Source organism: Streptomyces sp. NPDC028907, from assembly GCF_055564995.1.
The window spans coordinates 65871-92197 of sequence record NZ_JBVHVE010000010.1 but is presented as its reverse complement, the minus strand read 5'-3'; the positions used below and the strand labels follow the sequence as shown (position 1 = coordinate 92197).

22 protein-coding genes are annotated in these 26327 nt (G+C 71.7%); 12 read left to right on the top strand and 10 right to left on the bottom strand.

Annotated elements, in window-relative coordinates:
- Positions 1–12: 12 nt before the first annotated feature.
- Positions 13–738: a MerR family transcriptional regulator gene (locus ACZ4UU_RS28755; RefSeq protein ID WP_471906268.1), complete on the top strand. Its 726-nt coding sequence runs from the start codon at positions 13–15 to the stop codon at positions 736–738.
- A gap of 61 nt (positions 739–799) precedes the next feature.
- On the top strand, positions 800–2905 hold the full coding sequence (ligA, locus tag ACZ4UU_RS28750; protein WP_471906267.1) for an NAD-dependent DNA ligase LigA: 2106 nt from the start codon (positions 800–802) through the stop codon (positions 2903–2905).
- 49 nt (positions 2906–2954) lie between these two features.
- Here the strand turns inward: ligA and ACZ4UU_RS28745 are convergent, their stop codons facing one another.
- Entirely contained in the window at positions 2955–3245 is a 291-nt protein-coding gene (locus tag ACZ4UU_RS28745; RefSeq protein WP_471906266.1) for a DUF6355 family natural product biosynthesis protein, read from the bottom strand.
- A gap of 229 nt (positions 3246–3474) precedes the next feature.
- Here ACZ4UU_RS28745 and ACZ4UU_RS28740 point away from each other — a divergent pair, with 229 nt between their 5' ends.
- Positions 3475–4071 carry a 2'-5' RNA ligase family protein gene (locus ACZ4UU_RS28740; RefSeq protein ID WP_471906265.1) on the top strand — a complete coding sequence of 199 codons (597 nt, stop codon included), beginning with the start codon at positions 3475–3477 and terminating at the stop codon, positions 4069–4071.
- 81 nt (positions 4072–4152) lie between these two features.
- On the opposite strand, the gene pntB is transcribed toward ACZ4UU_RS28740, so the two are convergent.
- From pntB to glyA, 8 genes are all read right to left on the bottom strand, one after another.
- Positions 4153–5607: a Re/Si-specific NAD(P)(+) transhydrogenase subunit beta gene (gene pntB, locus ACZ4UU_RS28735; protein WP_471906264.1), complete on the bottom strand. Its 1455-nt coding sequence runs from the start codon at positions 5605–5607 to the stop codon at positions 4153–4155.
- 6 nt (positions 5608–5613) lie between these two features.
- Entirely contained in the window at positions 5614–7188 is a 1575-nt protein-coding gene (locus ACZ4UU_RS28730) for a Re/Si-specific NAD(P)(+) transhydrogenase subunit alpha (protein ID WP_471906263.1), read from the bottom strand.
- Between the two features lie 120 nt (positions 7189–7308).
- Positions 7309–8175: a formyltetrahydrofolate deformylase gene (purU, locus tag ACZ4UU_RS28725; protein ID WP_471906262.1), complete on the bottom strand. Its 867-nt coding sequence runs from the start codon at positions 8173–8175 to the stop codon at positions 7309–7311.
- Positions 8175–8783, bottom strand: a complete 609-nt coding sequence (locus ACZ4UU_RS28720; protein WP_471906261.1) for a sarcosine oxidase subunit gamma — start codon at positions 8781–8783, stop codon at positions 8175–8177. The genes purU and ACZ4UU_RS28720 overlap by 1 nt, the downstream gene beginning before the upstream one ends.
- The gene (locus tag ACZ4UU_RS28715; protein ID WP_471906260.1) at positions 8776–11580 is read right to left on the bottom strand and encodes a sarcosine oxidase subunit alpha family protein; all 2805 of its coding nucleotides are present in this window, start codon (positions 11578–11580) and stop codon (positions 8776–8778) included. The genes ACZ4UU_RS28720 and ACZ4UU_RS28715 overlap by 8 nt, the downstream gene beginning before the upstream one ends.
- A complete protein-coding gene (locus ACZ4UU_RS28710) occupies positions 11577–11873 on the bottom strand; it encodes a sarcosine oxidase subunit delta (protein ID WP_471906259.1) in 297 nt (98 codons plus the stop codon). The genes ACZ4UU_RS28715 and ACZ4UU_RS28710 overlap by 4 nt, the downstream gene beginning before the upstream one ends.
- A gap of 9 nt (positions 11874–11882) precedes the next feature.
- A complete protein-coding gene (locus ACZ4UU_RS28705) occupies positions 11883–13103 on the bottom strand; it encodes a sarcosine oxidase subunit beta family protein (protein WP_471906258.1) in 1221 nt (406 codons plus the stop codon).
- Positions 13100–14422 (bottom strand): serine hydroxymethyltransferase, encoded by a 1323-nt coding sequence (gene glyA, locus ACZ4UU_RS28700; RefSeq protein WP_471906257.1) that lies wholly within the window; start codon positions 14420–14422, stop codon positions 13100–13102. Before glyA ends, ACZ4UU_RS28705 begins: the two co-directional genes overlap by 4 nt.
- Positions 14423–14518: 96 nt before the next feature.
- Here glyA and ACZ4UU_RS28695 point away from each other — a divergent pair, with 96 nt between their 5' ends.
- Positions 14519–15214, top strand: a complete 696-nt coding sequence (locus tag ACZ4UU_RS28695; RefSeq protein WP_471906256.1) for a GntR family transcriptional regulator — start codon at positions 14519–14521, stop codon at positions 15212–15214.
- A 54-nt stretch (positions 15215–15268) separates the two neighbouring features.
- Here the strand turns inward: ACZ4UU_RS28695 and ACZ4UU_RS28690 are convergent, their stop codons facing one another.
- Positions 15269–17086, bottom strand: coding sequence for a helix-turn-helix domain-containing protein (locus tag ACZ4UU_RS28690; RefSeq protein WP_471906255.1), 1818 nt, complete (start codon positions 17084–17086; stop codon positions 15269–15271).
- Positions 17087–17364: 278 nt separating this feature from the next.
- On the opposite strand from ACZ4UU_RS28690, the gene ACZ4UU_RS28685 reads away from it, so the two are divergent.
- The 8 genes from ACZ4UU_RS28685 to ACZ4UU_RS28650 all read left to right on the top strand — a co-directional run bounded on the left by ACZ4UU_RS28685 (position 17365) and on the right by ACZ4UU_RS28650 (position 26319).
- Entirely contained in the window at positions 17365–18744 is a 1380-nt protein-coding gene (locus ACZ4UU_RS28685; protein ID WP_471906254.1) for an MFS transporter, read from the top strand.
- Positions 18745–18918: 174 nt separating this feature from the next.
- Positions 18919–20301: a flavin monoamine oxidase family protein gene (locus tag ACZ4UU_RS28680; protein WP_471906253.1), complete on the top strand. Its 1383-nt coding sequence runs from the start codon at positions 18919–18921 to the stop codon at positions 20299–20301.
- Positions 20302–20381: 80 nt separating this feature from the next.
- The gene (locus ACZ4UU_RS28675) at positions 20382–21281 is read left to right on the top strand and encodes a dihydrodipicolinate synthase family protein (RefSeq protein ID WP_471906252.1); all 900 of its coding nucleotides are present in this window, start codon (positions 20382–20384) and stop codon (positions 21279–21281) included.
- Between the two features lie 61 nt (positions 21282–21342).
- Entirely contained in the window at positions 21343–22854 is a 1512-nt protein-coding gene (locus tag ACZ4UU_RS28670) for an aminobutyraldehyde dehydrogenase (RefSeq protein ID WP_471906251.1), read from the top strand.
- Between the two features lie 68 nt (positions 22855–22922).
- Positions 22923–23318 (top strand): TOBE domain-containing protein, encoded by a 396-nt coding sequence (locus ACZ4UU_RS28665; protein WP_471906250.1) that lies wholly within the window; start codon positions 22923–22925, stop codon positions 23316–23318.
- Positions 23319–23526: 208 nt separating this feature from the next.
- Positions 23527–24354 carry a molybdate ABC transporter substrate-binding protein gene (gene modA / locus ACZ4UU_RS28660; protein WP_471906249.1) on the top strand — a complete coding sequence of 276 codons (828 nt, stop codon included), beginning with the start codon at positions 23527–23529 and terminating at the stop codon, positions 24352–24354.
- Positions 24351–25202, top strand: a complete 852-nt coding sequence (modB, locus tag ACZ4UU_RS28655) for a molybdate ABC transporter permease subunit (RefSeq protein WP_471906248.1) — start codon at positions 24351–24353, stop codon at positions 25200–25202. Before modA ends, modB begins: the two co-directional genes overlap by 4 nt.
- 31 nt (positions 25203–25233) lie before the next feature.
- A complete protein-coding gene (locus tag ACZ4UU_RS28650) occupies positions 25234–26319 on the top strand; it encodes an ABC transporter ATP-binding protein (RefSeq protein WP_471906512.1) in 1086 nt (361 codons plus the stop codon).
- Positions 26320–26327 lie beyond the last annotated feature (8 nt).

Sequence of the window (26327 nt, the reverse complement as noted above, 5' to 3'; positions counted from 1 at the left end):
AGGGGTTTCTGGTTGAGAAGTCTCAAATCAGGTGAACTGCGTACCGGCGACATCGCGCGGCGTGCCGGGTACTCCGTGCAGCAGGTGCGCAATCTCGAGCGCGACGGTGTGCTGCCGCCGGCGACACGCACGGCCAAGGGCTACCGGACCTACGGGGAGAGGCATCTGCGGTCCGCACTGGCCTACCGCGCGCTGGCTGCGGGTACGGGTCCGACCGAGGCCAAGAAGATCGTCCGGGCCGTCCACCGGTCCCCGCTCGCGGAGGTCCTCGCCCTGCTCGACGCGGCGCACGCCCGGCTCGACACGGAGCGCGGGGATCTGCGACAGGCCGAGGAGGCTGCCCGGGCCATCTCCGGCGAGCCGATCGAGGACGTACGGGCGTCCGACTCGATGAGCGTCGCCGAACTCGCCGCCGCGCTCGGCATCCGCCCGTCGACGCTGCGGCACTGGGACGCGGAGGGTGTCGTCGTCCCGGTTCGCGACGGCGTGCGCGGGACGCGCCGGTACACACCGGCCCAGGTGCGGGATGCGCGGATCGTGCACCAACTGCGCAAGGCCGGTCACCGCATCGCACCCCTGCGGGCCCTCATGCCGGAGTTGCGCCGCGCCCGCCGCACGGAGGACGTGTTCGCCGCGCTGGCCGCCAGGGACGCCGACATCACGGCCCGGTCCAGGGCCCTGCTCGACGGAGGCGCCGCGCTGTCCGCGCTGCTGCCCCCAGGTGGGACAGTGATCTGACCGCGCGCGGTGAATTCGCAGGTCAGAGGCGTTGTCAGTGGTGGCGGGCAGGATGGTCGGCATGACAACACCAGTTGCGCAGATCGTGGACGCCGCCGGGTACGCCCGGGCGGTCGAGGACGTCGTGCGGGCCGCGGCCGCCTACTACACGGACGGCACCTCACCGCTGGACGACGACGCCTACGACCGGTTGGTGAGAGAGATCTCCGCGTGGGAGGCCGATCATCCCGACGAGGTGCTGCCCGACTCCCCGACGGGGAAGGTCGCCGGCGGCGCGGTCGAGGGCGATGTGCCGCACACGGTGGCGATGCTGAGCCTGGACAACGTGTTCTCGCCCGAGCAGTTCACGGCCTGGACGGCCTCGCTGGCCCGCCGCATCGGCCACGAGGCGCAGCGGTACAGCGTCGAGCCGAAACTCGACGGTCTGGCGATCGCCGCGCGCTACACACGGGGACGGCTGACACGGCTGATCACACGGGGTGACGGGACGGCCGGGGAGGACGTCTCGCACACCATGGGAACCATCGAGGGCCTGCCCGCCGCCCTGGCCGAGCCGGTCGACGTGGAGGTGCGCGGCGAAGTCCTCATGACGACCGCGCAGTTCGAGCACGCCAACGAGGTGCGCACCGCGCACGGCGGCCAGCCCTTCGCCAACCCCCGCAACGCCGCCGCGGGCACCCTGCGGGCGAAGGACCGCGCCTACACGGTCCCGATGACGTTCTTCGGCTACGGCCTGCTGCCGGTGCCCGAGACCGACGGGGCTCTGGCCGCACGGCTGGACGGCCTCGCGCACAGTGAGCTCATGACCCTCGCGGCCGAGCTGGGCGTGAACACCACCGCCACCACGCCGGTGCCCGGCATCACCGCGGCCACCACGGTCGACGTGCTGACCCGGGTGCAGGAGATCGCCGCGCTGCGCGCCGGGCTTCCGTTCGGGATCGACGGCATCGTCATCAAGGCCGACCACGCGGCCGACCAGAAGGCCGCCGGATCCGGATCGCGGGCCCCGCGCTGGGCCATCGCCTACAAACTCCCCGCCGTGGAGAAGATCACCCGACTGCTGGACGTCGAGTGGAATGTGGGCCGCACCGGCATCATCGCCCCGCGCGCCGTACTGCAGCCGGTCGAGATCGACGGCTCCACCATCACCTACGCCACGCTCCACAATCCGGCCGACATCACCCGACGTGACCTGCGGATGGGCGACCAGGTGATGGTGCACCGCGCCGGTGACGTCATCCCGCGCGTCGAGGCCCCGGTCGCCCATCTGCGCACGGGTGACGAGAAGCCGATCGTCTTCCCTCAGGTGTGCCCGCGCTGCGGCTCGGGCATCGACACCAGCCAGGAGCGCTGGCGGTGCGAGCAGGGACGCAACTGCCACCTGGTGGCCTCCCTGTCGTACGCCGCGGGCCGCGACCAGCTCGACATCGAGGGTCTGGGCGGCACCCGCGTGGTGCAGCTCGTCGAGGCCGGACTTGTCAGCGACCTCGCCGACCTGTTCACCCTGACCCGTGAGCAGTTGCTCGGGCTGGACCGGATGGGCGAGACCAGCACCGACAACCTGCTGGCCGCCCTCGCCACCGCGAGGACACGGCCGCTCTCGCGCGTGCTGTGCGCCCTGGGAGTGCGCGGCACGGGCCGGTCCATGTCCCGCCGAATAGCCCGGTACTTCGCCACCATGGACAACATCCGCGCCGCCGACGCCGGCCAGTTGCAGCAGGTCGAGGGCATCGGCGCCGAGAAGGCGCCCTCCATCGTCGCCGAACTGGCCGAACTCGCCGGGCTGATCGACAAACTCGCCACGGCCGGGGTGAACATGACCGAGCCGGGCGCCACGTTCCCGCCCATGACAGCTGCCGCCGACGCCGACCCGGACACCGGCGCCGACGACGGGGCGAGTGGCACCCCGGCCGCCGGGCCGCTCGCCGGGATGACCGTCGTGGTCACCGGTGCCATGACCGGTCCGCTGGAGAAGCTCAGCCGCAACCAGGTGAACGAACTCATCGAGCGGGCCGGCGGTCGCTCCTCCTCCAGCGTCTCCAGGAAGACCAGCCTGGTGGTCGCCGGAGACGGGGCCGGATCCAAGCGCGCCAAGGCCGAGGACCTCGGGATCCGCCTCGCCGCGCCCGACGAGTTCGCTCTCCTCGTCGCCGACTTCCTGGACTGACCTATGCCGCCCCGGCGACCGGGCGGGCATCAGCCCAGGTGCCTGCCGGTCAGCAGGTGCGGTTGACGTAGTGAGCGCCCTGGATCTTGCTCGCGGAGCCCAGCCAGGTCCTGCCGGGGCCGACACACCGCTCGTAGTCGGGCGCCTGGGCGACCCGCACCTGGATGACCACGCGGGAGCCGTCTGACGTGCAGTGGTTGTAGTAGGCGTCGGAGCTGGTCTCGTAGAAGCCGCACGGGTCGGCCGCCGCGGGGCCGGCCTGGGCGGTCACCGCGCCGAGGGACGTGAGGACGAGGGCGGCGGAACCGAGAGCACCGGTCACCAGACGACGAAGGTTCAAGGGAACTCCTTGGGAAGGGGAGGCAGCATGACTCGAACGCCGGACTCGAAGTTCGGTCTCGAAGGTCGGTCTCGAAGGTCTGCTGCCTGCCGGTCGGTCGGTCGGATACCGGCACAAGAATCACCGCGCGGCCCGGGCGTCGTTGATCGAACATCGCGACGTTCACCTGGTGAATCGTTCGTCCTGTGCTCGATCGGATGATCCTGCCTCTTTTTGGGATCATGGGCATGTGGACGGGTACGCGGCTTTCGGCCCGGCCGAGCCGGGCGGTGCGCTCGAGGTGACGCCGACGGCCCGGACGGCGGTCGCCTGGCTGCCGCCGAGTGAGCTCTGGCCGGTCATCCAGGACATCCGCTGGGAGCATGATCCGCAGGTACGGCGGTGGCCGCCGCATGTGAACCTGCTGTTCGGTTTCGTACCGGAGGAGGAGTTCGCTCGGGCCGTGCCCCTGCTCTCCGCCGGGGCGGCGGCCGGCACGCCGTTCACCGCGCGGTTGGCGGGGGTGCGGTACTTCCGGCACCGCCACTACGCGACGGTCTGGCTCGATCCGGCCGCGGCGGGCCCGGACCCGTGGACCCGGCTCCAGCGGGAGCTGCAGCTGCGATTCCCACTCTGTCTCGGGCGTGGCGGCCGCTTCACCCCACATCTGTCCCTCGGCCGCACCCACGACCCGAGAGGCCTGGCAGCCGAGTGTGCCGTCCGGCTCGGCACCCTGTCGGCCGCCGTCGAGGAGGTCGTCCTGCTCTCCCGCCGAGGTGAGGAGCCCATGACTCCCCGGGCCGTGATCACGCTGGGCACGGGCGAGGTCCGCCGACCGGTGCGGTGAGGGACCCGCATCCACCGCGCCGCCCGCCGGGGTGGGCCCGGCGGACGGCGGGGACAGCGGTCGGTGGTCGGTGGTCGGTGGTCAGCGGTTGGTTCCGGCCATGGCCGGGACCGGCGCCGCGGTGGCGTCGAGGTGGCGCAGGATGTCCTCGACCCGCTGCTTGGCGTCGCCGAAGAGCATCTGGCTGTTCTCGCGGAAGAACAGTGGGTTCTGCACGCCCGCATAACCGGTCGCCATGGAGCGCTTGAAGACGACGACCTGGGCGGCCTGCCACACGTGCAGGACCGGCATTCCGGCGATGGGACTGGCCGGGTCCTCGGCGGCGGACGGGTTGACGGTGTCGTTGGCGCCGATGACCAGGACGACCGAGGTGGCGGCGAAGTCGTCGTTGATCTCGTCCATCTCCAGCACGATGTCGTACGGCACGTTGGCCTCGGCGAGCAGCACGTTCATGTGTCCGGGCAGCCGGCCGGCGACGGGGTGGATGCCGAAGCGCACGTCGATGCCGCGTTCGCGCAGCTTGCGCGCCAACTCCGCGACGGGGTACTGGGCTTGGGCGACCGCCATCCCGTAGCCCGGGGTGATGATCACGGAGGAGGCGTCCTGGAGGAGTTCGGCGGTTTCCTGCGCGCTGATCTCGCGGTGCTCCCCCTGGTCGGCGCCGTCACCCGGCACCGCCGTCTCGCCGCCGAAGCCACCCGCGATCACCGAGAGGAAGGAACGGTTCATCGCCTTGCACATGATGTACGACAGGTAGGCGCCGGAGGAGCCGACCAGCGCGCCGGTGACGATGAGCAGGTTGTTGGCGAGCAGGAACCCCGAGGCGGCCGCGGCCCAGCCGGAGTAGCTGTTGAGCATCGAGACGACCACCGGCATGTCGCCGCCGCCGATGGAGGCGACCAGGTGGGCGCCGAGGGCGAGTGCCACCACGGTGACCGCGATGAGCAGTCCCATGTGGGGGCGGGCGACGAACGCCACGGTGAGCACGGCGAACGCGACGAGCGCGCCCAGGTTGAGGACGTGCCTGCCGGGGAGCATGAGCGGGCGGGACTTGATCCGCGCCGACAGTTTCAGGTAGGCGACGACGGAACCCGTGAAGGTGACGGCGCCGATGAACACCCCGATGAACACCTCGGCGTGGTGGATGCGCAGCAGCGAGCCGGTGATCTCCTGGCCGGTGTGGCCTCCGGCGTCGACGTCGAGGTAGCCGTTCCAGCCGACGAACGCGGCGGCGAGGCCGACGAGGCTGTGCATGATGGCGATCAGCTCGGGCATGCCGGTCATCTCGACGACCCGGGCACGCCACAGTCCGATGCCCGCGCCGACGGCCGTGGCGACGGCGATCAGCACGAGACCGGTGGCGGTGATGCTCCGGGAGGCGAGGCCGACGGTGGCGGCCAGGGCGATGACCATGCCGGCGATGCCCCAGACGACTCCCGAGCGGGAGGTCCGGTGCTGGGAGAGTCCGGCGAGGCTGAGGATGAACAGCAGCGCGGCGACGACGTATGCGGCCTCTGCGGCCGTGGCGGTGGTCATCCGGGATCAGCCCTTCGAGAACATGCCGAGCATACGGCGGGTGACGGCGAATCCGCCGAAGACGTTGATGCTCGCCAGCAGGATCGCGGCGAAGGACAGCACGGTCACCACGGTGTTCCCGTGCCCGATCTGGAGCAGCGCGCCGACCACGACGATCCCGGAGATCGCGTTCGTGACCGACATCAGCGGCGTGTGCAGCGCGTGGTGCACATGGCCGATGACGTAGAAGCCGATGACGATCGCCAGGACGAACACCGTGAAGTGGGCGATCAGTTGGGGCGGCGAGAAGGCGGTCACCAGGAAGAGCGCGAGCGCTCCGGCGCCGACGAGGACGTACGCGGACCGCGCGGGGCGTGCCGGCTTCGCCGGTACGTCGGCGGCAGGGGCGGGTTCGGTGGGTGCGGCGGGGGCGGGCGCGGCGGACACCTGCACCGGTGGCGGTGGCCAGGTCTTCTCGCCCGCGTGGACCACGGTCATCGAGCGCTGCACCACGTCCTCGAAGTCCAGGACGAGCCGGCCGTCCTTGCCGGGGGTGAGCAGTTTCATCAGGTTGACCAGGTTGGTGCCGTACAGCTGCGAGGCCTGGGCGGGGAGCCTGCCGGGCAGGTCGGTGTAGCCGATGATCGTCACGTCGTTGTCGGTGACGACCGCCTTCCCGGCGACCGTTCCCTCGACGTTGCCGCCCTGGGTGGCGGCCATGTCGACGATCACGCTGCCGGGCTTCATACGGGCGACGTCCTCGGCGGTGATCAGCCGCGGTGCCGGGCGGCCCGGGATCAGGGCGGTGGTGATGATGATGTCGACGTCGGCCGCCTGCTCGGCGTACAGCCGGGCGGCGAGCCGGTTGTAGTCGTCCGACGTGGCCTTGGCGTATCCGTCGCCGCTGACCTGCTGTTCGTCCTGCTCGGGCCGCACCTCCAGGAACTCCCCACCCAGCGACCGCACTTGCTCGGCGACCTCGGGCCGGGGATCGGTGGCCCGGACCACGGCGCCGAGGCTGTGGGCCGCGCCGATCGCCGCGAGACCGGCCACTCCGGCGCCCGCCACCAGCACCTTGGCCGGCGGCACCTTCCCGGCCGCGGTGACCTGACCGGTGAAGAAGCGGCCGAAGGCATGCGCCGCCTCGACCACGGCCCGGTAACCGGCGATGTTCGCCATCGAGCTGAGCACGTCCAGGGACTGGGCGCGCGAGATCCGCGGTACGGCGTCCATGGCCAGCACGGTGATCGGCCGCCGCGCCAACTCCTCGACCAGTTCCGGGTGGAGCGCGGGCCCGATGAGCGCGATCAGCGTCGTTCCGTCACACAGCCGGCCGATCTCCTCGCTCGACGGGCCGTTGACCTTCAGCACGACCTCCGCCCGCCAGGGGTCGCCCAGCCGGGCGCCCGCCTCCTCGTAGGCCGCGTCGGAGAAGCGGGACAGCTCCCCCGCCCCCGGTTCCACGACCACGTGGTAGCCCAGCGCGACCAGCCGGGCCACGGTGGCGGGGGTCGCCGCCACCCTGGTCTCGCCCGCGGTGGACTCGGCGGGTATGCCGATGCGCTGGGCTTCCTGTTCCGGTTCCCGTTCCGATGGGGCCATCGTCTTCCTCTCCGATCGGTTCGCCTCCGCCGAAGGTCTGCCCCCTGTGGCCCTTCGGGAAGCCGCGTATCAGACGCGATCAGAAGGGGCGGTGGGCTGCCCGGTGGAGGAGCCCCGCCGCTACCGGAGGACCACCGTGCGCCTGCCCTGGACGAACACCCGGTCCTCGCAGTGCCATCGGACCGCCCGGGCCAGCGCCGCCGACTCCGCGTCGCGGCCGATCGCGGCGAGGTCGTCGGGGGTGTGGCTGTGGTCGACGTTGATGACCTCCTGGGCGATGATCGGGCCTTCGTCGAGGTCGGCGGTGACGTAGTGGGCGGTCGCGCCGACGAGTTTGACGCCGCGGTCGTGCGCCTGGTGGTAGGGCTTGGCCCCCTTGAAGCTCGGCAGGAACGAGTGGTGGATGTTGATCATCCGCCCGGCCAGCCGCCCGCACAGGTCGTCGGAGAGGACCTGCATGTAGCGCGCCAGGACGACCAGGTCGACGTCGAGGGAGTCGACGATCTCCATGAGCCGGGCCTCGGCCTCGGGCTTGGTCGCGGCGGTGACCGGCACGTGGAAGAACGGGATGCCGTGCCAGGTGACCAGTTCCTCGTGGTCGCGGTGGTTGGAGACGACCGCTACGACGTCCATGGGCAGGTCGCCGCTGCGGGTACGGAACAGCAGGTCGTTGAGGCAGTGGCCGTAGCGGGAGACCATGACCAGCACCCGGCGCCGGGTGCTGACCGGTTCCAGGTGCCAGCGCATCGCGAACGGGGCGGCCACGGCGGCGAAGTCGTCGCGCAGCGCCTGGGTGTCGTGCTCGCCGCCGGAGGCCGCGAAGTGCACCCGCATGAAGAAGTGGCCGTCGCGGCGGTCGCCGAACTGGTGGTTGTCGATGATGTCGCTGCCGTGGTCGAGCAGGAAGCGCGAGACGGCGTGCACGATGCCGGGTGACTCGGGGCAGTCGAGGGTGAGGATGTGCTCGGTGTTCGGGGTCGTGCTCATCAGGGCACCTCCGGTCCGTGATACTCGCTCATCGCGTCGACGAGCCAGCGCGCCAGGTGGTCGGCGAACGAGGAGCGCGGGAGGAGGCGGTACGTCGGTGTGTCGTCGACCTGCCAGAGCAGTACGGCGACGGGACCCACCGTGGTCGACACCGCCCGGCCGGGGCCGAAGGCCCGGGGGTGCAGGTCCAGCGGGCAGCCTTTCTCCAGGACCTGACGGGCGGCCGGGCCGCTCAGCTCCAGCGTGGTGCGGTTCGCGGAGACGTCCACGACCGAGCCCGGGGCGCCGACGAGGGCGTCCCTCAGCTCGGCGGTCACCTCGGGTGCTTCGGCCTGGGACAGTACGAGCCATTCGTCCGGGCCCAGCCAGAGGGCTGTGTGAGGGCCGGCCGCGCCGGTGTGTCCGCACTGGCGCGGCAGCGGTGCCCCGAGGGCCTTTTCGATGCGGTCGGCCGTCTCGGAGTCGGGGTCGACGCGCAGGTTCACCATGGTGAGGAACGGCCGCTCGGTGAGGGTGACGCCGCGGGCGCCGGTGACCGTGGCGGCGCGCATCCGCTCTTCCAGGTGCGCCAGCGGGCTCACTCGTCCGTCGATCGTCGGCTCAGCCATCGCGTTTGGTCCCTTCGGGGTCGTAGAGGACGAAGTCGGTCACCTCGACGGGCACCAGGTGCTCGCCCACCGGGGCGAGCAGGGTCTGGCCCTTCCTCGCCTGCCCGTCGGCGACGAGGGCGAGGGCGAAGGGGTGCCCGAGGGCGGGGCTGTGGTAGCTGGAGGTGACGTGACCGAGCATCGGCACCGGCACCGTGGCCAAGTCGGCTTCCGGCGCGACAAGTTGGGTGCCTTCGGGCAGCCGGGTCGTGCGGTCGCTCGGCAGCAGGCCGACCAGTTGCTTGCGGTCGGTGCGGGCGGTGTCGGCGCGGGAGTGGGACCGCTTGCCGATGAAGTCCTTCTGCTTGGACACCACCCAGGACATGCCCGCGTCCTGCGGGGTGACGGTGCCGTCGGTGTCCTGGCCGACGATGATGTAGCCCTTCTCGGCCCGCAGGACGTGCATGGTCTCGGTGCCGTACGGGGTGATGTCGTACGGTCGGCCGATCGCGTACACCTCCTCCCAGACCGTGCGGCCGTACCAGGCGCAGACGTTGATCTCGTAGGCGAGTTCGCCGGAGAAGGAGATCCGGCAGATCCGGGCCGGGATGCCGGAGGCCAGGGTGGTCTCGCGGAAGGCCATGAACGGGAAGGCCTCGGCGGACAGGTCGACGTCGGGGGCGAGATGGGCGACGACCTCGCGCGACTTGGGGCCGACCACGGCGATCGTCGCCCACTGCTCGGTCACCGAGGTGCAGTGCACGTCGAGTTCGGGCCACTCGGTCTGCAGCCACTCCTCCAGCCAGTCCAGGACGCCCGCGGCGCCGCCCGTCGTGGTGGTCATGAAGTAGCGGTCGTCGTCGAGGCGCAGGGTCACGCCGTCGTCGAAGATCATGCCGTCGGGCTTGCACATCACGCCGTAGCGGGCCATGCCGGGCTTCAGCTTCTTGAAGGCGTTGGTGTAGATCCGGTTGAGGAACTCGCCCGCGTCCGCGCCCCATATCTCGATCTTGCCGAGGGTGGAGGCGTCCATGAAGGCCACGCCCTCACGGGCCGCGCGGCACTCGCGGGCCACGGCGGTGTCCATGTCCTCGCCGGGCCGGGGGTAGTACCGGGGGCGCTTCCACTGGCCGACGTCCTCGAACTCGGCGCCCTGTTCGACATGCCAGTGGTGGATGGAGGTGGTGCGCTCCGGGTCGAACAGGTCGCCGCGCTCCCGTCCGGCGAGGGCTGCGAAGGCCACGGGGGCGTACGGCGCCCGGTAGGCCGTGGTGCCGATCTCGCCCGGGGAGCCGCCGAGGATCTCGGCGATCACGCCGATCGCGTTGACGCCGGACGTCTTGCCCTGGTCGTTCGCCGTGCCGAGCGAGGTGTAGCGCTTGACGTGTTCGACGCCGCGCATGCCGGCGCCGGTCGAGCGCAGCACGTCGGCGACGCTGACATCGCGCTGCAGGTCGACGAAGTGGGTCTCCCAGGAGTCGCCGGGCACCAGCCACAGCGCCCGCACCGGCCCGGCCGGGCGCCGCTCGCGGTCGTCGTACGACGGCACGGGCACCGGGAACCCGGCTTCCGTCGCGGCCAGCGCTCCGGCCCGTGCCCCCTCGGCCGCACAGCCGTCGAGGTCGTACGTCCCGCGCGCCGCGCCCACGACCTGCTGGTCCCGTACTGCGCCGTCGGGTACGAACGCGACGAGTTCCTCGTCCCATCGCAGACGTCCCTGCCGCTGGCTGTGCAGATGGACGACGGGGCTCCAGCCGCCGGAGACGGCGAGCAGGTCGCAGGCGAACGACTGCGCCGGGCCGTCCGCGTCGAGGGGCCGGACCGTGACCGCGGTGAGCCGCCCGTCGCCCGAGGTGTCGGTCACCGCGCTCCCGGTCAGCACCGGAACCCCGGTCGTGCGGGCGACCTCGGCGGCCCGCGGGGACAGCTCGTCTCGTGCGTCCACGACGGCGGCGACGTCGATCCCGGCGGAGTGCAGGGCGGTGACCGTGTCGTACGCGCTGTCGTTGGTCGTGCTCACCACGGCTCGCGAACCGGGGGCCACGGCGTACCGTTCGAGGTAGGTGCGCACGGCGCCGGCGAGCATCACGCCGGGTCGGTCGTTCCCGGCGAATACCAGCGGGCGTTCGTGGGCGCCGGTCGCCAGGATCACCTTGCGGGCGCGGATGTGCCACAGCCGCTGCCGTGAGACGCCGGGCGGGGCGTCGGCGCCGAGGTGGTCGGTGCGCCGTTGCAGCGCCAGCACGTAGTTGTCGTCGTACGACCCGAAGGCAGTGGTCCGGTGCAGTACGACGGTCCCGGGCTCGGCGTCGAGCACCGCGCGCAGTTCGGCGGCGCGCTCCCAGTCGGCGGGTTCGGGCTGTTCGTCGACGAGGATCACCCGGGCGCCGGAGGCGGCGGCAGCGGCGGCAGCGGAGAGACCTGCGGGTCCGGCGCCGACGACGAGGACGTCGGTGTGGACGTACTTCTTGTCGTAGACGGCGGGGTCGGGGGTCGCATCGAGCCGGCCCATCCCGGAGAGCGTGGTGGCGGACAGGCCGTCGTAGAGCTCCACGGTGGTGGCCGGGAGCATGCCCTCCGAGCACGAACCGTCCAGCTGGACAAGGGCGTTGGGTTCCTCGGCGCCCGCGGAGACGATGCCGCGCGGGCGGCCGCGGTAGAGCGAGGGGGCGACCTCCACGAGGCCGTTGGCCAGCATGGCCGAGGCGAGGGTGTCACCGGGGTGCCCGGTCAGTTCCCGTCCGTCGACGGTGAACCGCAGCACGGCGGTGCGGTCGATGCGGCCGCCCTGCGGGAGCCGGAAGTGCTGGTCGGTCATCGGTTCCCTCCGGCCTGCGGCAGTTCGGGGCGTGGCTCGTCGAGCCGGTAGGAGGCGAGCACCTGGTGGGTGGCGGTGTCGCGCAGGACGTTGAACCAGCGGCGGCAGCCGGTGCCGTGCATCCATCGCTCGGCGAAGGGGCCCTTGGGGTTGTCGCGGTAGAAGACGTACTCGGCCCACTGCTCGTCGGTGAGGTCCGCGGGCGTCTCGGGGTAGGGCACATGGGCCTGTCCGCCGTAGTGGTACTCGGTCTCGTCGCGCGGACCGCACCATGGGCAGGTGATCAGCAGCACGGCGTCTCCTCAGTGGGCCACGGCGGCGGCGCCGTGTTCGTCGATCAACGCGCCCGTCCGGAACCGGTCCAGGGCGAAGGGGGCGTTCAGCGGATGCGGCTCACCGGCGGCGATGGTGTGCGCGAAGGTCCAGCCGGCGGCCGGGGTGGCCTTGAAACCGCCCGTTCCCCAGCCGCAGTTGACGTAGAGGTTCTCGACGGGCGTGCTGCCGACGATCGGGGAGGCGTCCGGGGTGACATCGACGACGCCGCCCCAGGTCCGCAGCACATGCGCCCGCGCGAAGACCGGGAACAGCTCGACGGCGGCGGCCATCTGCTGCTCGATGACGTGGAAGGAGCCACGCTGCCCGTAGCCGTTGTACGAGTCGACGCCCGCGCCCATCACCAGCTCGCCCTTGTGGGCCTGGGAGACGTAGACGTGCACGTGGTTGGACATGACGACCGTCGGGTGGACCGGCTCGTGCAGTTCGGAGACCAGGGCCTGGAGCGGGTGTGACTGCACCGGCAGCCGTACGCCCGCCCGCTCGGCCAGCACGCTGCTGTGCCCGGCGGCGGCGAGACCTATCCGCCCGGCATGGATGCGGCCCAGGTTGGTGTCGACGCCGACGACCCGGTCGCCGTCCTTGAGGAAGCCGGTGACCTCGCAGCCCTGGATCAGGTCGACGCCCAGCTCGTCGGCGCGGCGGGCCAGCGCCCAGGCGACGTGGTCGTGCTTGGCGATGCCGGCCCGGGGCTGGAAGGTGCCTCCGAGGACCGGGTAGCGGGTGCGCGGCGAGACGTTGAGGATGGGGCAGACCTTGGCGACCTCGTCCGGTTCGAGCCATTCGGCGTCGACGCCGTTGAGCTTGTTGGCGTTGACGCGGCGCGTGCCCTCGCGGACGTCCTGGAGGGTGTGGGCGAGGTTGAGGACGCCGCGCTGGCTGAACAGGAAGTCGTAGTCCAGCTCCTCGGGGAGCCCTTCCCACAGCTTGAGCGCGTGTTCGTAGATCGCGGCGCTCTCGTCCCAGAGGTAGTTGGAGCGGATGATCGTGGTGTTGCGGGCCATGTTGCCGCCGGCCAGCCAGCCCTTCTCCAGGACGGCGACCTTGGTGATGCCGTGGTTCTTGGCGAGGTAGTAGGCGGTGGCGAGGCCGTGGCCGCCCCCGCCGACGATGACGACGTCGTAGGAGGAGCGCGGCTCGGGGTTGCGCCAGAGGAAGTCCGGGTGCTCCGGCAGCGGTTCGGCGGTCATGCCGCGTCTCCGTTCAGGGGGGACGGGTGGGACAGGTGGGGGTAGAGGGGGAATGCGGAGGCGAGTTTCTCGACCCGGCCGCGCAGTTCGTCGTCGGGCCGTTCGCCCTTCAGGGCCTCGGCGATGATGTCGGCGACCTCCCGGAACCCGGCCTCGCCGAAGCCGCGGGTGGCCAGCGCCGGGGTCCCGATCCGCAGGCCGGACGAGACCATCGGCGGACGCGGGTCGAACGGCACCGCGTTGCGGTTGACGGTGATGCCGATGCGGTGCAGCCGGTCCTCGGCCTGCTGTCCGTCGAGCGCGGAGTCGCGCAGGTCGACGAGGACGAGGTGCACCTCGGTGCCGCCGGTCAGGACGGTGATGCCCGCCTCGGCGACGTCGTCGGCCAGCAGCCGCCCGGCGAGGATGCGGGCACCGTCCAGAGTGCGCTGCTGGCGCTCCCGGAACTCCTCCCCCGCCGCCACCTTGAAGGCGACCGCCTTCGCCGCGATGACATGCTCCAGCGGGCCACCCTGCTGGCCGGGGAAGACCGCCGAGTTGATCTTCTTGGCCAGGTCGGCACGGCTGAGGATCACGCCGCCGCGCGGACCGCCGAGGGTCTTGTGGGTGGTGGTCGTGACGACGTCGGCGTACGGCACCGGGTTCGGGTGGAGGCCCGCCGCGACCAGGCCGGCGAAGTGCGCCATGTCCACCATCAGGTACGCGCCCACCGCGTCGGCGATCCGCCGGAACGCGGCGAAGTCCAGCCGTCGCGGGTAGGCCGACCAGCCGGCGACGATCATCTTCGGCCGGTGGGCGAGGGCGAGTTGCTCGACCTCGTCCATGTCGATGCGCAGGTCGGACTCGCGCACGTGGTAGGGCACGACGTCGTACAGCTTGCCGCTGTAGTTGATGCGCATGCCGTGGGTGAGGTGGCCGCCGTGCGCGAGGTCCAGGCCGAGGATCGTGTCGCCGGGGTTCAGCAGCGCGAACATGGCGGCCGCGTTGGCCTGGGCCCCCGAGTGCGGCTGCACGTTCGCGGCCTCGGCGCCGAAGAGCTCCTTCACCCGGGCGATGGCCAACTGCTCGACGACGTCGACGTGTTCGCAGCCGCCGTAGTAGCGGCGGCCCGGGTAGCCCTCGGCGTACTTGTTGGTCAGCACCGAGCCCTGGGCCTCCATGACGGCGGCCGGGGCGAAGTTCTCCGAGGCGATCATCTCCAGCGTGGACTGCTGGCGGTGCAGCTCGGCGGCCACCGCGGTGGCGACGTCCGGGTCGAGGTCGCTGAGCGGGACGGCGAGAGGGGAGGTGAGTGTGCTGGTCGACGGGCTGGTTGCCATGGGTGCACCATCCTGGGGGCCAACTAATGCGCAACTGATATATCAGACTCTGCGGTACGGTATGGGAGCTCGCCGAACAGGTCAAGGGGGCATTTCATGCAGCAGGTGGCGACCGCGCCCGGAGACGGGGAGACCGGACCCGGCGGATCGGGTGGCGGGGAGCTGTCCCTCGCCGAGCGCGCCTACCGCGCCATCCGCGACCGGCTCGTCATGCTCGACATCCGCCCCGGCGCGCCGATCAACGAGGAGCAGCTGGGCCAGTCCCTCGGCGTCGGACGCACGCCGGTGCGCGAGGCGCTCAAGCGGCTCCAGTACGAGCGCCTGATCACGACCTACCCCCGGCGCGGCACCTTCGCCACCGAGGTCAACATCACCGACCTGGCCCATATCTCCGAGGTACGCCAGGAGTTGGAGCCCCTCGCCGCCGCCCGGGCCGCACGGCGCGCCACGGCAGCCGACCGCGCGACGCTCACAGGCCTACGGCGGAAGCTGGAGGGCGTCGATCCCCGGCGGGACGACTCCTCCGAGCTCATGCACCTCGATCTGCAGATCCACCGTGCCATCTACGCCGCCGCGCACAACCCGTACCTGGAGGACACGCTCGTCCGCCACGACAACCTGGCCACCCGCATCTGGTGCCTGTTCATCGACCGGCTGTCCGACATGGCCGGCCACGTCGGGGAGCACGGGCCGTTGATCGACGCGATCGTCGACGGTGAACCGGAGAAGGCGGCGCAGCTGGCCCGCAGCCATGTCGAGGACTTCGAGCGGGCGATTCGCGCGGCCATCTGACGTCGTACGGCAGCGTGTCCGGCGCGCCGCGAGCTCCCGGTGCGCGGTGAGGTGTCAGTGCGCGGCGCCCCGTAGTTCCTCCCTGCCCAGGCGGGGCCTGCCCGCCAGGGTCGCCCACAGGTGCGGGGCGATGTCGTCCCCGGGAAGCTGGGCGATCATGTAGCGGACACAGCGCTCGATCTTGACCCGCCACAGGCGTGCCGCCTCGTTCCCGTCGCCGTCGCGCAGCGCGTCGAAGACGACGGTGTCCTCGTTGAGGATCGTGTCGAACGCCTGGCTGTAGTCCATGTCCAGAACGGCGACGAACATCCGCAGCCGGGCCGTGAGGCGTTCGAAGGTCTGCGCGGCCTGCGGGAGGTCGGCGGTGCGGGCGAGGGCGTCCTGGAACCGCAGGTCGACCTCGCGGATACCGACGAGGTCCTTGGCCCGGGCGGCCGCGCGGACCTCCGCGAGCGCCGCCGATGCCGGAGCGAGGTGCTCCGGGCCCAGCATGGCGACGCGTCGGATGAGCAGGGCGCCGAGACTGGCGCGCAGCGCGTAGAGGTCGAGGACGTCCTTGGCGGTGACGGCGGGGACGGCGCTCGCGCCGCTCGGGAGCAGATCGAGCATGCCCTCCTCGGCCAGCGCCCGCAGCCCGGCACGGACGACCCGGCGGGAGAGCCCGAGGCGTGCCGCGAGCGGCGCCTCCCGGACCCGGTCGCCGGGTGCGTGGCCCCCGGCGAGGACGGCTTCACGCAGCACTCCGACGACGGGATCGGTGGTGACGGGGGCGCCGGGCGGGGCGTCGTCCTGGCTGGTCCCGGTGCCGGGGTGGCCGAGTGTGCGCGCGTCGACGCGGTGTGAGTCGTTGTCACGACCGCAGATGGCCGGGGTGTCGTACGACGGGCGCGGGGCGGCGCCCCGGGCGAAGGGGGCCGCGGCGGGCGTCCAGGTGGTGGACCAGGTCAGCAGCGCGTCCCGGAGGCGGTGCGGTTCGGGTGCCCCCTCGCGGGTGGCGTGGGCGCCCCCGGCGAGCAGCCGCCGGGTCTCCTCCGTCCACTGCGTGGCGTCCGGGGTGTGGTGCCAGCGCAGCCGCGCCAGCCCCGCCGTGTCCTGGCCCTCGCACGCGGCCGGCATGCCGTGCGCCAGCAGGTGTACGGCCTCCCCCGGGCCCGCCGCCGACCTCACCTGCCGCAGGAACTCGCCCAGGTCGAGGGGGCCGGGCGTCCGCTCCTCGCCCCGCAGCTGTGCGAACGCGCAGGCCACGGCGAGCACCTGGGGTGCCTCCGGGTCGTGGCCGAACAGGCGGGCCGTGCCGGTCGCCGCAGCGGCACGGGCTGCGCGGCCCCGTCCGGTCCGGGCCGTCACCGCGAGCACGCACACCGGCGGCGCGATGAACAGGCCGACGACGTCCTCGGCATGGTCCGGCAGCGACCAGGCCTGGCGGGGCGGCGGCGCCGTGGTGCGCGCCCCCGGCTGGACGCCGTAGGTGCGCCAGATCCGGTTCACCGTGCTCTGGCTCAGACCGGTCTCGGCCGCCATGGAACGGGTCGACCAGGCCTGTCTGGCGCCGGCGGGTGGCGGAGTGAGGGTGCGCAGGAGGACGTGGGCGACGGTGTCGTCGTCGGCGCTGGGCGGCCGCCCCGGGCGGGGCAGCTCGTCCAGGCCGTCCAGCCGGTCGGCGAGGAAGCGCGCCCGCCATGTGCCGACCATGTCACGGGAGATGCCGAGGCGTGCGGCGACGGCGGTGTTGGTGGGCTCGTCGGCGCAGGCCAGCACGATCTGGGCGCGCAGGGCCCGGGCCTGTGCGCAGGTGCGGCTGCGGGTCCACGCGAGCAGCGTGGCCCGTTCTTCGTCGGTGAGCACGACGGTGGTGCGGGGGCGGCCGGCCATGGCGGGAACCGTAGCCGAATTTCTGACTCGGATGCAGCCCCTCGTTCGGTGCGGGACCGCGGGCATTGTTGGCCGCTCCCGGCCTTCACATACTTCGTTGCCATCCGGTGGTCACACCACCGGCGTCCCCCGGACCCCGCGAGTTCGCCGCGAACCCGAGCCGATCACGTTCGTTCGCCGGGCGGCACCCGCGGCATCGGAAATCCGCACATCAACCCCGACCTGGCCTGGACCTACCCTCGCACGGGCAAGTCCGGGAACCGCTCCCGGAGGCTGTGATGACCGCAAACGCAGGAAACAGACTGGATGACGCGCCCCTGTCGCGCTTCCACAAGAAACTGGCGCTGTACTCCTCCGGAGGCCCGTTCCTCGACGGCTACGTCCTGAGCGTCATCGGCGTGGCCATGGTGCAGATCTCGCCGCAGCTGCATCTGTCCGACTCCGCCGAGGGCCTCATAGGCGCCTCCGCCCTCATCGGTATCTTCCTCGGCGCGTTCGTGGGCGGCTGGCTGACCGACAAGTTCGGCCGGCAGCTGCTCTACACCATCGACCTGATCGCCATCATCGTCTGCTCGGTCGCCCAGTTCTGGGCCACCGACCCGGTGTGGCTGTTCGTCCTGCGCCTGCTGATCGGCATGGCCGTCGGCGCCGACTATCCCATCGCGACCTCGCTGCTGGCCGAGTTCACGCCGCGCCGCTACCGGGGGCCGCTGCTGGGCGGCCTGGTCGTCATGTGGTTCGTGGGCGCCGCCGTGGCGTACATCGTCGGCGAGATCATGCTGTCTTCGCTCGGTGACGACGCCTGGCGGTGGATGCTGGCCAGCGCCACGCTGCCCGCCACGATCATCGTGCTGCTGCGTCATGGCACGCCCGAGTCCCCGCGCTGGCTGGCGAACAAGGGCCGCACCGAGGAGGCCGAGGCCGTCCTGAAGCAGGTCTACGGTGCGGACGTGACGATCGCCGACCTGCCGGACGAGGCGGAGGAGCGGGAGAACGTCGACATCAAGGCGATCCTGCGGTCCGGCTACGGCGGCCGGATGCTCTACATCTCCGTCTTCTGGACCTGTTCGATCGTGCCGCTCTTCGCCATCTACGCCTTCGGCCCGAAGATCCTGGACGCGCTCCAGCTGGAGGGCGGCCTGGCCAACATCGGCGAGGCCATGATCACCGTCATGTTCCTCATCGGCTGTGTGGTCGCCCTGCTGGGCGTGAACAAGATGGGCCGACGCCCGCTGGTCATCCACAGCTTCCTCTGGTCGGGCCTCGCCCTGTTGCTGCTGGGTATCTTCCCCGACGCCCCGTCGAGCGTGATCATGACGCTGTTCGCCCTGTACGCGGTCATCATCGGCGGCACCCAGATCCTCCAGTGGATCTACCCGAACGAGCTGTTCCCGACCGAGGTGCGCGGCTCCGCCGTGGGTCTGGCGTCCTCCGCCAGCCGGATCGGCGCCGCCGTCGGCACCTACCTCGTCCCCATGGCGCTGACCGGCTGGGGTGTCGGCGGCACCATGCTCGCGGCCGCCGCCATCAGCCTCCTCGGTGCCGTCGTCTCCGTCCTGTGGGCGCCCGAGACCCGCGGCATGGCGCTGCACGAGGCCGCCGCACTGACGCCGCGGGCCGCGCAGGGCAAGCCTTCGGGCCGTCCCGCGAGCGTCTGAGCGTCCGCCGCCGGGTCCCCGCCACGCGGTGGGGGCCCGGGCGGCCGGCCCCGGTCGCCGTAACTACCGGAACATCACCGAACTTCACCGAACTTCGCGCGGCACCCCCATGCCGCCGACATCGCCGACATCGAGCGGCGCGTTCCTCACCCGTGAACCCGCAGGAGGGCACCGATGAAAGACGTAGTGATCGTGGGAGGCGGCATCGCGGGACTGGCCGCGGGCTGGCGACTGCGGCACTGGGACACGCTCCTGCTCGAGTCCGAGGGCCGGGTCGGCGGCCGTATCCGCTCGGAGCGGCGCGGACCGTACTGGCTGAACTGGGGCGGGCACGTCTACGCCGGCGGGAACTCGGCGACGTCGTGGCTGCTGAACAACACCGGCGTCGACTCGGTGCCGGTGCCCGGCTCGCTGGCCGGGCTGTCGATGAACGGAAAGCTGCTGCTCAAGGGCCGGGTGGAGACCTATCCGTTCCGTATTCCGATGCCGATGTCGGCGCGGGTCGGCATGGTCAAGGCGGGCGCCAAGGTCGCGATGCAGGTGGCCCGCTACGCCCGGATCGTGCGGCGGCGCAAGGGCGAGTCCGAGGCGCAACGCCAGCAGCGGATCTACGACTTCATGAACGACCGTTCCTTCAAGGACTTCATCGGCGATCTGCCCGAGGACGCCGAGGCCCTGTTCAAGCCCACGGTGACCCGGTCCGCCGCCGACATCGACCAGCTTTCGGCCGGCGCGGGCGTCGGCTACTTCAGCCTGGTGTGGAACATCGGGGCCGGTCTCTCGCAGAGCATCGTCGGCGGCCCGTCCACCCTCACCGAGTCCATCGCGGCGGCCCTGGGCGACCGGGTGCGGCTGAACGCGACCGTCGACGAGATCGTCCAGAAGACCGGCTCGGTCGTCGTCCGTTACCGGGAGGACGGCGTCACGAAGGAGGCAGAGGCGCGCTGCGTGGTGCTGGCGACCCCGGCGACCGTCAGCCATCGGGTCGCCGTCGACCTGGACGCGGATGTCCGCGAGGCCCTGTCGAAGATCGTCTACGGCCCGTACGTCAGCGCCGCGTTCCTCAGTGACGAGACCGGGCGCCAGGTCTGGGACGACGCGTACGGCGTCGCGACGCCGAAGCGGTCCTTCAACGTCGCGCTGAACATGTCGAACGTCGTCCACGGTTACGAGCGGGAGCGCCGGCCCGGCAGCAGCATCATGACGTTCTCGCCGGGCAGTCTGGCCCGCGAGCTGCTGGAGCACGACGACGACAAGATCCGCCGTATCTACCTGGACGACCTCGACCAGGTGCTGCCCGGCTTCGCCGACCACGTGGTCGAGGCCGAGGTGCAGCGCTGGCCCACCGGTGCGCCGTACTGCTTCCCCGGCCGCGGGAAGCTCCAGCGGACGCTGACCCGCCGCAGCGGACGCGTGCTCCTGGCCGGTGACTACCTCGGCACCCTCTACACCGAGACCGCGATCCAGAGCGGCCTGTCCGCCGCCCATGAGGCGCGGAGCCTGCTGGCCACCGAACGGCAGACCGCACACCGCGACCTGGCGCACGCCGCGCCGTAGACCCGCTTCCCCGTTCCCGGTTCCCGGTTCACACCTTCACTGCTTCACACCTTCACTGCTTCACCTGAGGAGATCCAAGAATGTCGTCACAGCTGAGCGGTGTCCTGACCGCCCTGGCCACTCCGTTCGCGTCGGACGGGGAGATCGACGAGAAGACCCTGCGCCGCCTGGTCGACCGCAGCATCGACGGCGGGGTCGACGGCGTCGTCGCCTGCGGATCCACCGGTGAGTTCGCGGCGATGAGCGGGGCGGAGCGACGTCACCTGGTGGAGACCGTCATCGACCAGGCGGCCGGACGGACACCGGTCGTCGCGCAGACCGGTGCGCTGAGCACCCGGGAGGCGGTCGAACTGTCCCGGCACGCGCAGGCCGCCGGGGCCTCGGTGCTGATGGTGGTGGCCCCGTACTACGAGCCGCTCACGCTCGACGAGACGCTGCGCTATCTGCGTACGGTCGCCGACGCCGTGGACATCCCGATCATGCTCTACAACCTGCCTGGCGCCACCGGTGTCAATCTCACGCCGGACGTCGTCGGGCAGCTCGCCCGCGAGGTCGAGAACATCCGGTACATCAAGGACACCAGCGCCGACATGGCCCAGGCCGGGCAGCTGATCCACCGGCACGGCGACGTCATCTCCACGTTCATCGGCTGGGACAGCCTGCTGCTGACCTCGGTCGCCGAGGGCGCCGCCGGCGTCATGGCCGGGACCGCGAACGTGATGCCGAACGAACTCGTCTCCATCCACCGGGCGTTGCGGGCCGGTGAACTCGACCGTGCGCGGGCCGAGTGGGCGCGGATCTACCCGCTGATGGACACGATCATGTCGGCGCCGTTCATCCCGGCGATCAAGTCCGCCCTGGAGGCCGTCGGCTTCCCCGTCGGCGGCCCCCGCGAGCCACTGCTCGGCCTCGACGCCGCCACCGCCGCCAGGATCTCCGCTCTGGTCGAGGAGCTTTTCCAGCTGTCGGCGGCACGGTGACACGGTCCCGTGTGACCTGTTCCAGCCTTCCCACCCGCTCACTCTCAGGGAGTCACCGACCATGACCACCGCCACCGGCCGCACGTCGGCCACGGTCCGGCGCGCCACGGACGCGCCGCCTCTGCTCACCCCGGCCGACCTTCCTCCGGCCCGGCACTTCGTCGACGGCGGGTTCGTCGACGCGGCACCCGAGCGTCTCATCGACGTGATCGACCCGAGCACGGAGAACGTCATCGCCCGTGTCCCCGAGGGCACGGCCGGGGACGTCGACCGTGCGGTGGCCGCCGCCGTGGCGGCCAAGGGCGCGTGGGGGCGGCTGGTCCCCAAGGCCCGCGCGGAGGTGCTGCACGCCATCGCCGACCGGGTGGCCGAACACGCCGAGCCGCTGGCCCGGCTGGAGTCGGCGAACACCGGCAAGCCGCTCGCGGTGTCGCGGGACGACGTCGGCATGACCGTCGACACCTTCCGCTTCATGGCCGGCGCGGGGCGCGCGACCACCTCCATGGCGGCCGGCGACTACGCGGAGGACCACCTGTCGGTCATCCTGCGCGAACCGCTCGGGGTGATCGGCGTGGTCACACCGTGGAACTACCCGCTGCTGATGGCGGCCTGGAAGATCGCCCCGATCCTCGCCGCGGGCAACACCCTGGTCCTCAAGCCGTCCGAGCAGACCCCGCTGACCACCCTGAAGTTCGCCGAACTCGTCGCCGACCTGCTGCCGCCCGGCGTGCTGAACGTCGTCAACGGGTACGGCGCGGTCGCCGGGGCCCGGCTCGCCGAACACCCGGACGTGAACATGATCGCCCTGACCGGTTCGGTCGCCAGCGGCCGTGCCGTCGCCCGGGCCGCCGCGGAGAGCCTCAAGCGGGTGCACCTCGAACTCGGCGGCAAGGCACCGGTGGTGATCTTCTCCGACGCCGACCTCGCGGCGGCCGCGTCGTCCCTGCGCGTCGCGAGCTTCTGGAACTCGGGCCAGGAGTGCGGGGCCGCCTGCCGCGTCCTCGTGCACGAGTCGGTCGCCGAGCGGTTCGTCGAGCAACTCGTCGCGGAAGTGGAGGCGTTGGTGGTCGGTGAGCCGGCCTCGGGCGACGACGTGGAAATCGGCCCCATGGTCTCCAAGGCCCACTTCGACCGGGTCACCGGGTACCTGGAGCGCGCGAAGAAGGCCGGCGTCCGCGTGGCGACCGGCGGTGGCGCCCTCGACGGGCCCGGCTACTTCGTCGCCCCGACCGTGCTGGTCGACGTGCCCGAAGGAGCCGAAGCCGCCCGCGAGGAGATCTTCGGGCCGGTGGTCACCGTCGAGACCTTCACCGACGAGGAGGAGGCCGTACGCCGCGCCAACGACGTGCCGCTCGGCCTGTCGGCCTCCGTGTGGACCGAGAACGCGCGCCGCAGCCACGACGTCGCCGCGCGCCTCGACTTCGGCACCGTCTGGGTCAACTCCCATCTGGTGCTGGCCGGTGAGGTCCCCTGGGGCGGCTTCAAGGGCTCCGGCTACGGCCGGGACCTGTCGATCTACGCCCTGGACGACTACTCGCGCACCAAACACGTCATGCACAACCACGGGCGCTGATCCGAGCCGAGCCCGCGGACGCGGGGTGCTCACCGGCGGGTCGGCCCTGATCGCCTATCTTGGCGCGTATGCAGTCCTACACGATCGGCCAGGCGGCACGTCTGCTCGGGGTGAGCCCCGACACCGCACGACGGTGGGCCGACGCCGGCCGCGTCGCCACCCATCGCGACGAGGGCGGGCGCCGCCTCGTCGACGGGAAGGACCTGGCCGCGTTCTCCGTGGAGCTGGCCAGGTCCGGTGAGGGCGAGGAGGACCTGTCGTACACGTCCGTCCGCAACGCCTTCCCCGGCATCGTCACCGCCGTGAAGCTCGGCGACGTCGCCGCCCAGGTCGAGATCCAGGCCGGCCCGCACCGGCTGGTGTCCCTGCTGACCCGGGAGGCCGTGGAGGAGCTGGGCCTGGAGGTCGGTGTGGAGGCCACCGCCCGGGTGAAGTCGACGAACGTGCACATCGACCGGACCTGAGCCAAGCCGGGCCGGGCTCCCCACCTCCCTCCGCCCCGCTCCCGTACAAACGCACATGCCACCCCCCTGGCCAGTCGGACCGGCTCATGCGATGCGACAGGAGACTTTCACCTCGCATCTGCGGCATTATCATCGGCGCATGGCGTACGTGGTCCGCGCCGGACCGCGAGTGAGTGGGTCCGTCAGGACCAGAGGGAGTGGCCCCGTGATGACCCGTACCGCGCGCCGGAACCGCCGCATGTCGCAGCTGACCGGTGTGAGCGCCGCGGCGCTGCTGGCGCTGAGCGCCTGCTCGTCCGCCGGCTCGGACTCCTCGGCGAAGTCGGACTCCGCCGGGTCCGCCTCCTCCTCCGACAAGATCTCCGGTGCCGTGACCGTCTTCGCGGCGGCCTCGCTGAGGGAGAGCTTCGAGGCGTTGGGCAGGCGGTTCGAGAAGGAGCACCCGGGTACCGAGGTCACTTTCAGTTTCGGCGGCAGCGATTCCCTCGCGGCGAGCATCACCGGTGGCGCCCCGGCCGATGTGTTCGCCTCGGCCAGCCCCAGGACGATGAAGATCGTCACGGATGCGGGGGCCTCCTCCGGCACCCCCGCCACCTTCGTCCGCAACGAGCTGGAGATCGCCACCCTGCCGGGCAACCCCGACAGGATCTCCTCTCTCAAGGACCTCACCAGGTCGGACCTGAAGGTCGTGCTCTGCGACAAGGCGGTGCCGTGCGGTGCCGCCGCCCAGAAGGCGCTCGACGCGAGCAGTCTGAAGCTCACGCCCGTGTCCTACGAACAGGACGTCAGGGCCGCCCTGACGAAGGTAGAGCTGAAGGAGGCCGACGCGGCCGTCGTCTACAAGACCGATGTGCACGCGGCGGGTGACAAGGTGGAGGGCGTGGAGTTCCCCGAGTCCGCCGACGCCGTCAACGACTACCCGATCACCCTGCTCAAGGACACGCGGAACGCGGAGGCCGCCAAGGCGTTCGTCGCGCTGGTGCGGTCCGCCGAGGGCCAGAAGGTCCTGTCCGAGGCCGGGTTCCTCAAGCCGTGAGTCCGACAAGGGACAAGGCCGGCGACGCGCCCGACACCCTCCGGGGCGGCCCGCGGCGTCGCCGCGTCCGTTCGGGTGTTCCGCTGCCCCTGCTGTTCCCCGCGCTGATCGGCCTGGCGTTCCTGATCGTGCCGCTGATCGCCCTGCTGGTGCGGACCCCGTGGCACAGCCTGCCCGAGCAGTTGACCAGCCCCGGTGTGTGGCAGGCACTGAGGCTGTCCCTCATCTGTGCCACGGCCGCGACCGCGGTGAGCCTGGTCATCGGTGTGCCGCTGGCCTGGCTGCTGGCCCGGGTGGAGTTCCCAGGCCGGGGCCTCGTACGGGCCCTCGTCACCCTGCCCCTGGTCCTGCCGCCGGTCGTCGGCGGTGTGGCGCTGCTGATGGCGCTCGGCCGGGGCGGCATCGTCGGTCAGTGGCTGGACTCGTGGTTCGGGATCACGCTGCCGTTCACGACGACGGGCGTCGTGATCGCGGAGGCGTTCGTCGCCATGCCGTTCCTCGTCATCAGCGTCGAGGGCACCCTGCGGGCCGCCGACCCGCGCTACGAGGAGGCGGCCACCACGCTGGGCGCCTCCCGCTTCACCGCGTTCCGCCGGGTCACCCTGCCCCTCATCGCGCCCGGCGTCGCGGCGGGCGCGGTCCTGGCCTGGGCCCGGGCGCTCGGCGAGTTCGGCGCGACGATCACCTTCGCGGGCAACTTCCCGGGACGCACCCAGACCATGCCGCTGGCCGTGTATCTCGCCCTGCAGAGCGACCCGGAGGCCGCCATCGCCCTCAGTCTGGTGCTGCTGGCCGTGTCGATCGCGGTGCTGGCCGGGTTGCGCGACCGTTGGGCGAGTGCCGGATGACCCGGCCCGCACGACCGGGGGCGAGCACCGGATGACCGAGACCCACGACGTCCGCGCCGACGACGCCGACACCGCCCCGGAAGGGCTCGACGCCCGCCTCGTGGTGGACCGCGGCGCCTTCCGCCTCGACGTGGCGCTGACCGTCACACCGGGCGAGGTGGTCGCGCTGCTCGGCCCGAACGGCGCGGGCAAGACCACCGCCCTGCGCGCCCTCGCCGGGCTGACCCCGCTCTCCGACGGCCATCTGCGGCTGGACGGTGCGGAGTTGGACCGTACACCGCCCGAGTCCCGCCCGGTCGGAGTCGTCTTCCAGGACTATCTCCTCTTCCCGCACCTTTCGGCCCTCGACAACGTGGCCTTCGGGCCGCGCTGCCAGGGCGCGACCAAGGCGGCGGCGCGAGCTCGGGCCGCCGAGTGGCTGGACCGGCTGGGGCTCACGGACCACGCGAACGCCAAGCCGCGCAGGCTGTCCGGCGGCCAGGCCCAGCGCGTCGCGCTCGCCCGCGCCCTGGCCACCCGCCCGCGTCTGCTGCTCCTCGACGAACCGCTGGCCGCGCTGGACGCCCGTACCCGTCTGGAGGTCCGCGCCCAACTGCGCCGCCACCTGGCCGAGTTCGAGGCGGTAGCCGTTCTCGTCACGCACGATCCCCTGGACGCCATGGTCCTGGCCGACCGCCTGGTCGTCGTGGAGCACGGCCGGGTCGTCCAGCAGGGCAGCCCGTCCGACATCGCCCGCCATCCCCGTACGGACTACATCGCCCAGCTGGTCGGGCTGAACCTGTACCGGGGCGTGGCCGACGGCCACGAGGTCCGGCTGGACGGCGGCCCTGCCGTCACCACGACCGAGGACCTGTCGGGGCCGGTCCACGTGGCGTTCCCGCCCAGCGCTGTCACCCTCCACCGGGTGCGCCCCACCGGCTCCAGCGCCCGTAATCTCTGGCGCTGCGAGGTGGCCGGCCTGGAGACCCACGGCGACCAGATCCGTGCCGACCTCACGGGCGAACTCCCCCTCGCCGCGGACCTGACCACGGTCGCCGCCGCCGAACTCGATCTGCACCCGGGCGCCGAGGTCTGGGCGACGGTGAAGGCCACGCAGACGCACGCCTATCCGGTGTGAGACCGGGG

Excerpts from the sequence above, each read along its gene's own strand:
- ligA (WP_471906267.1), top strand. The coding sequence starts at position 800 with ATGACAACACCAGTTGCGCAGATCGTGGACGCCGCCGGGTACGCCCGG.
- pntB (WP_471906264.1), bottom strand. The coding sequence starts at position 5,607 with ATGACCACCGCCACGGCCGCAGAGGCCGCATACGTCGTCGCCGCGCTG.
- ACZ4UU_RS28730 (WP_471906263.1), bottom strand. The coding sequence starts at position 7,188 with ATGGCCCCATCGGAACGGGAACCGGAACAGGAAGCCCAGCGCATCGGC.
- purU (WP_471906262.1), bottom strand. The coding sequence starts at position 8,175 with ATGAGCACGACCCCGAACACCGAGCACATCCTCACCCTCGACTGCCCC.
- ACZ4UU_RS28720 (WP_471906261.1), bottom strand. The coding sequence starts at position 8,783 with ATGGCTGAGCCGACGATCGACGGACGAGTGAGCCCGCTGGCGCACCTG.
- ACZ4UU_RS28715 (WP_471906260.1), bottom strand. The coding sequence starts at position 11,580 with ATGACCGACCAGCACTTCCGGCTCCCGCAGGGCGGCCGCATCGACCGC.
- ACZ4UU_RS28705 (WP_471906258.1), bottom strand. The coding sequence starts at position 13,103 with ATGACCGCCGAACCGCTGCCGGAGCACCCGGACTTCCTCTGGCGCAAC.
- glyA (WP_471906257.1), bottom strand. The coding sequence starts at position 14,422 with ATGGCAACCAGCCCGTCGACCAGCACACTCACCTCCCCTCTCGCCGTC.
- ACZ4UU_RS28695 (WP_471906256.1), top strand. The coding sequence starts at position 14,519 with ATGCAGCAGGTGGCGACCGCGCCCGGAGACGGGGAGACCGGACCCGGC.
- ACZ4UU_RS28690 (WP_471906255.1), bottom strand. The coding sequence starts at position 17,086 with ATGGCCGGCCGCCCCCGCACCACCGTCGTGCTCACCGACGAAGAACGG.
- ACZ4UU_RS28685 (WP_471906254.1), top strand. The coding sequence starts at position 17,365 with ATGACCGCAAACGCAGGAAACAGACTGGATGACGCGCCCCTGTCGCGC.
- ACZ4UU_RS28680 (WP_471906253.1), top strand. The coding sequence starts at position 18,919 with ATGAAAGACGTAGTGATCGTGGGAGGCGGCATCGCGGGACTGGCCGCG.
- ACZ4UU_RS28675 (WP_471906252.1), top strand. The coding sequence starts at position 20,382 with ATGTCGTCACAGCTGAGCGGTGTCCTGACCGCCCTGGCCACTCCGTTC.
- ACZ4UU_RS28670 (WP_471906251.1), top strand. The coding sequence starts at position 21,343 with ATGACCACCGCCACCGGCCGCACGTCGGCCACGGTCCGGCGCGCCACG.
- ACZ4UU_RS28665 (WP_471906250.1), top strand. The coding sequence starts at position 22,923 with ATGCAGTCCTACACGATCGGCCAGGCGGCACGTCTGCTCGGGGTGAGC.
- modA (WP_471906249.1), top strand. The coding sequence starts at position 23,527 with ATGACCCGTACCGCGCGCCGGAACCGCCGCATGTCGCAGCTGACCGGT.
- ACZ4UU_RS28650 (WP_471906512.1), top strand. The coding sequence starts at position 25,234 with ATGACCGAGACCCACGACGTCCGCGCCGACGACGCCGACACCGCCCCG.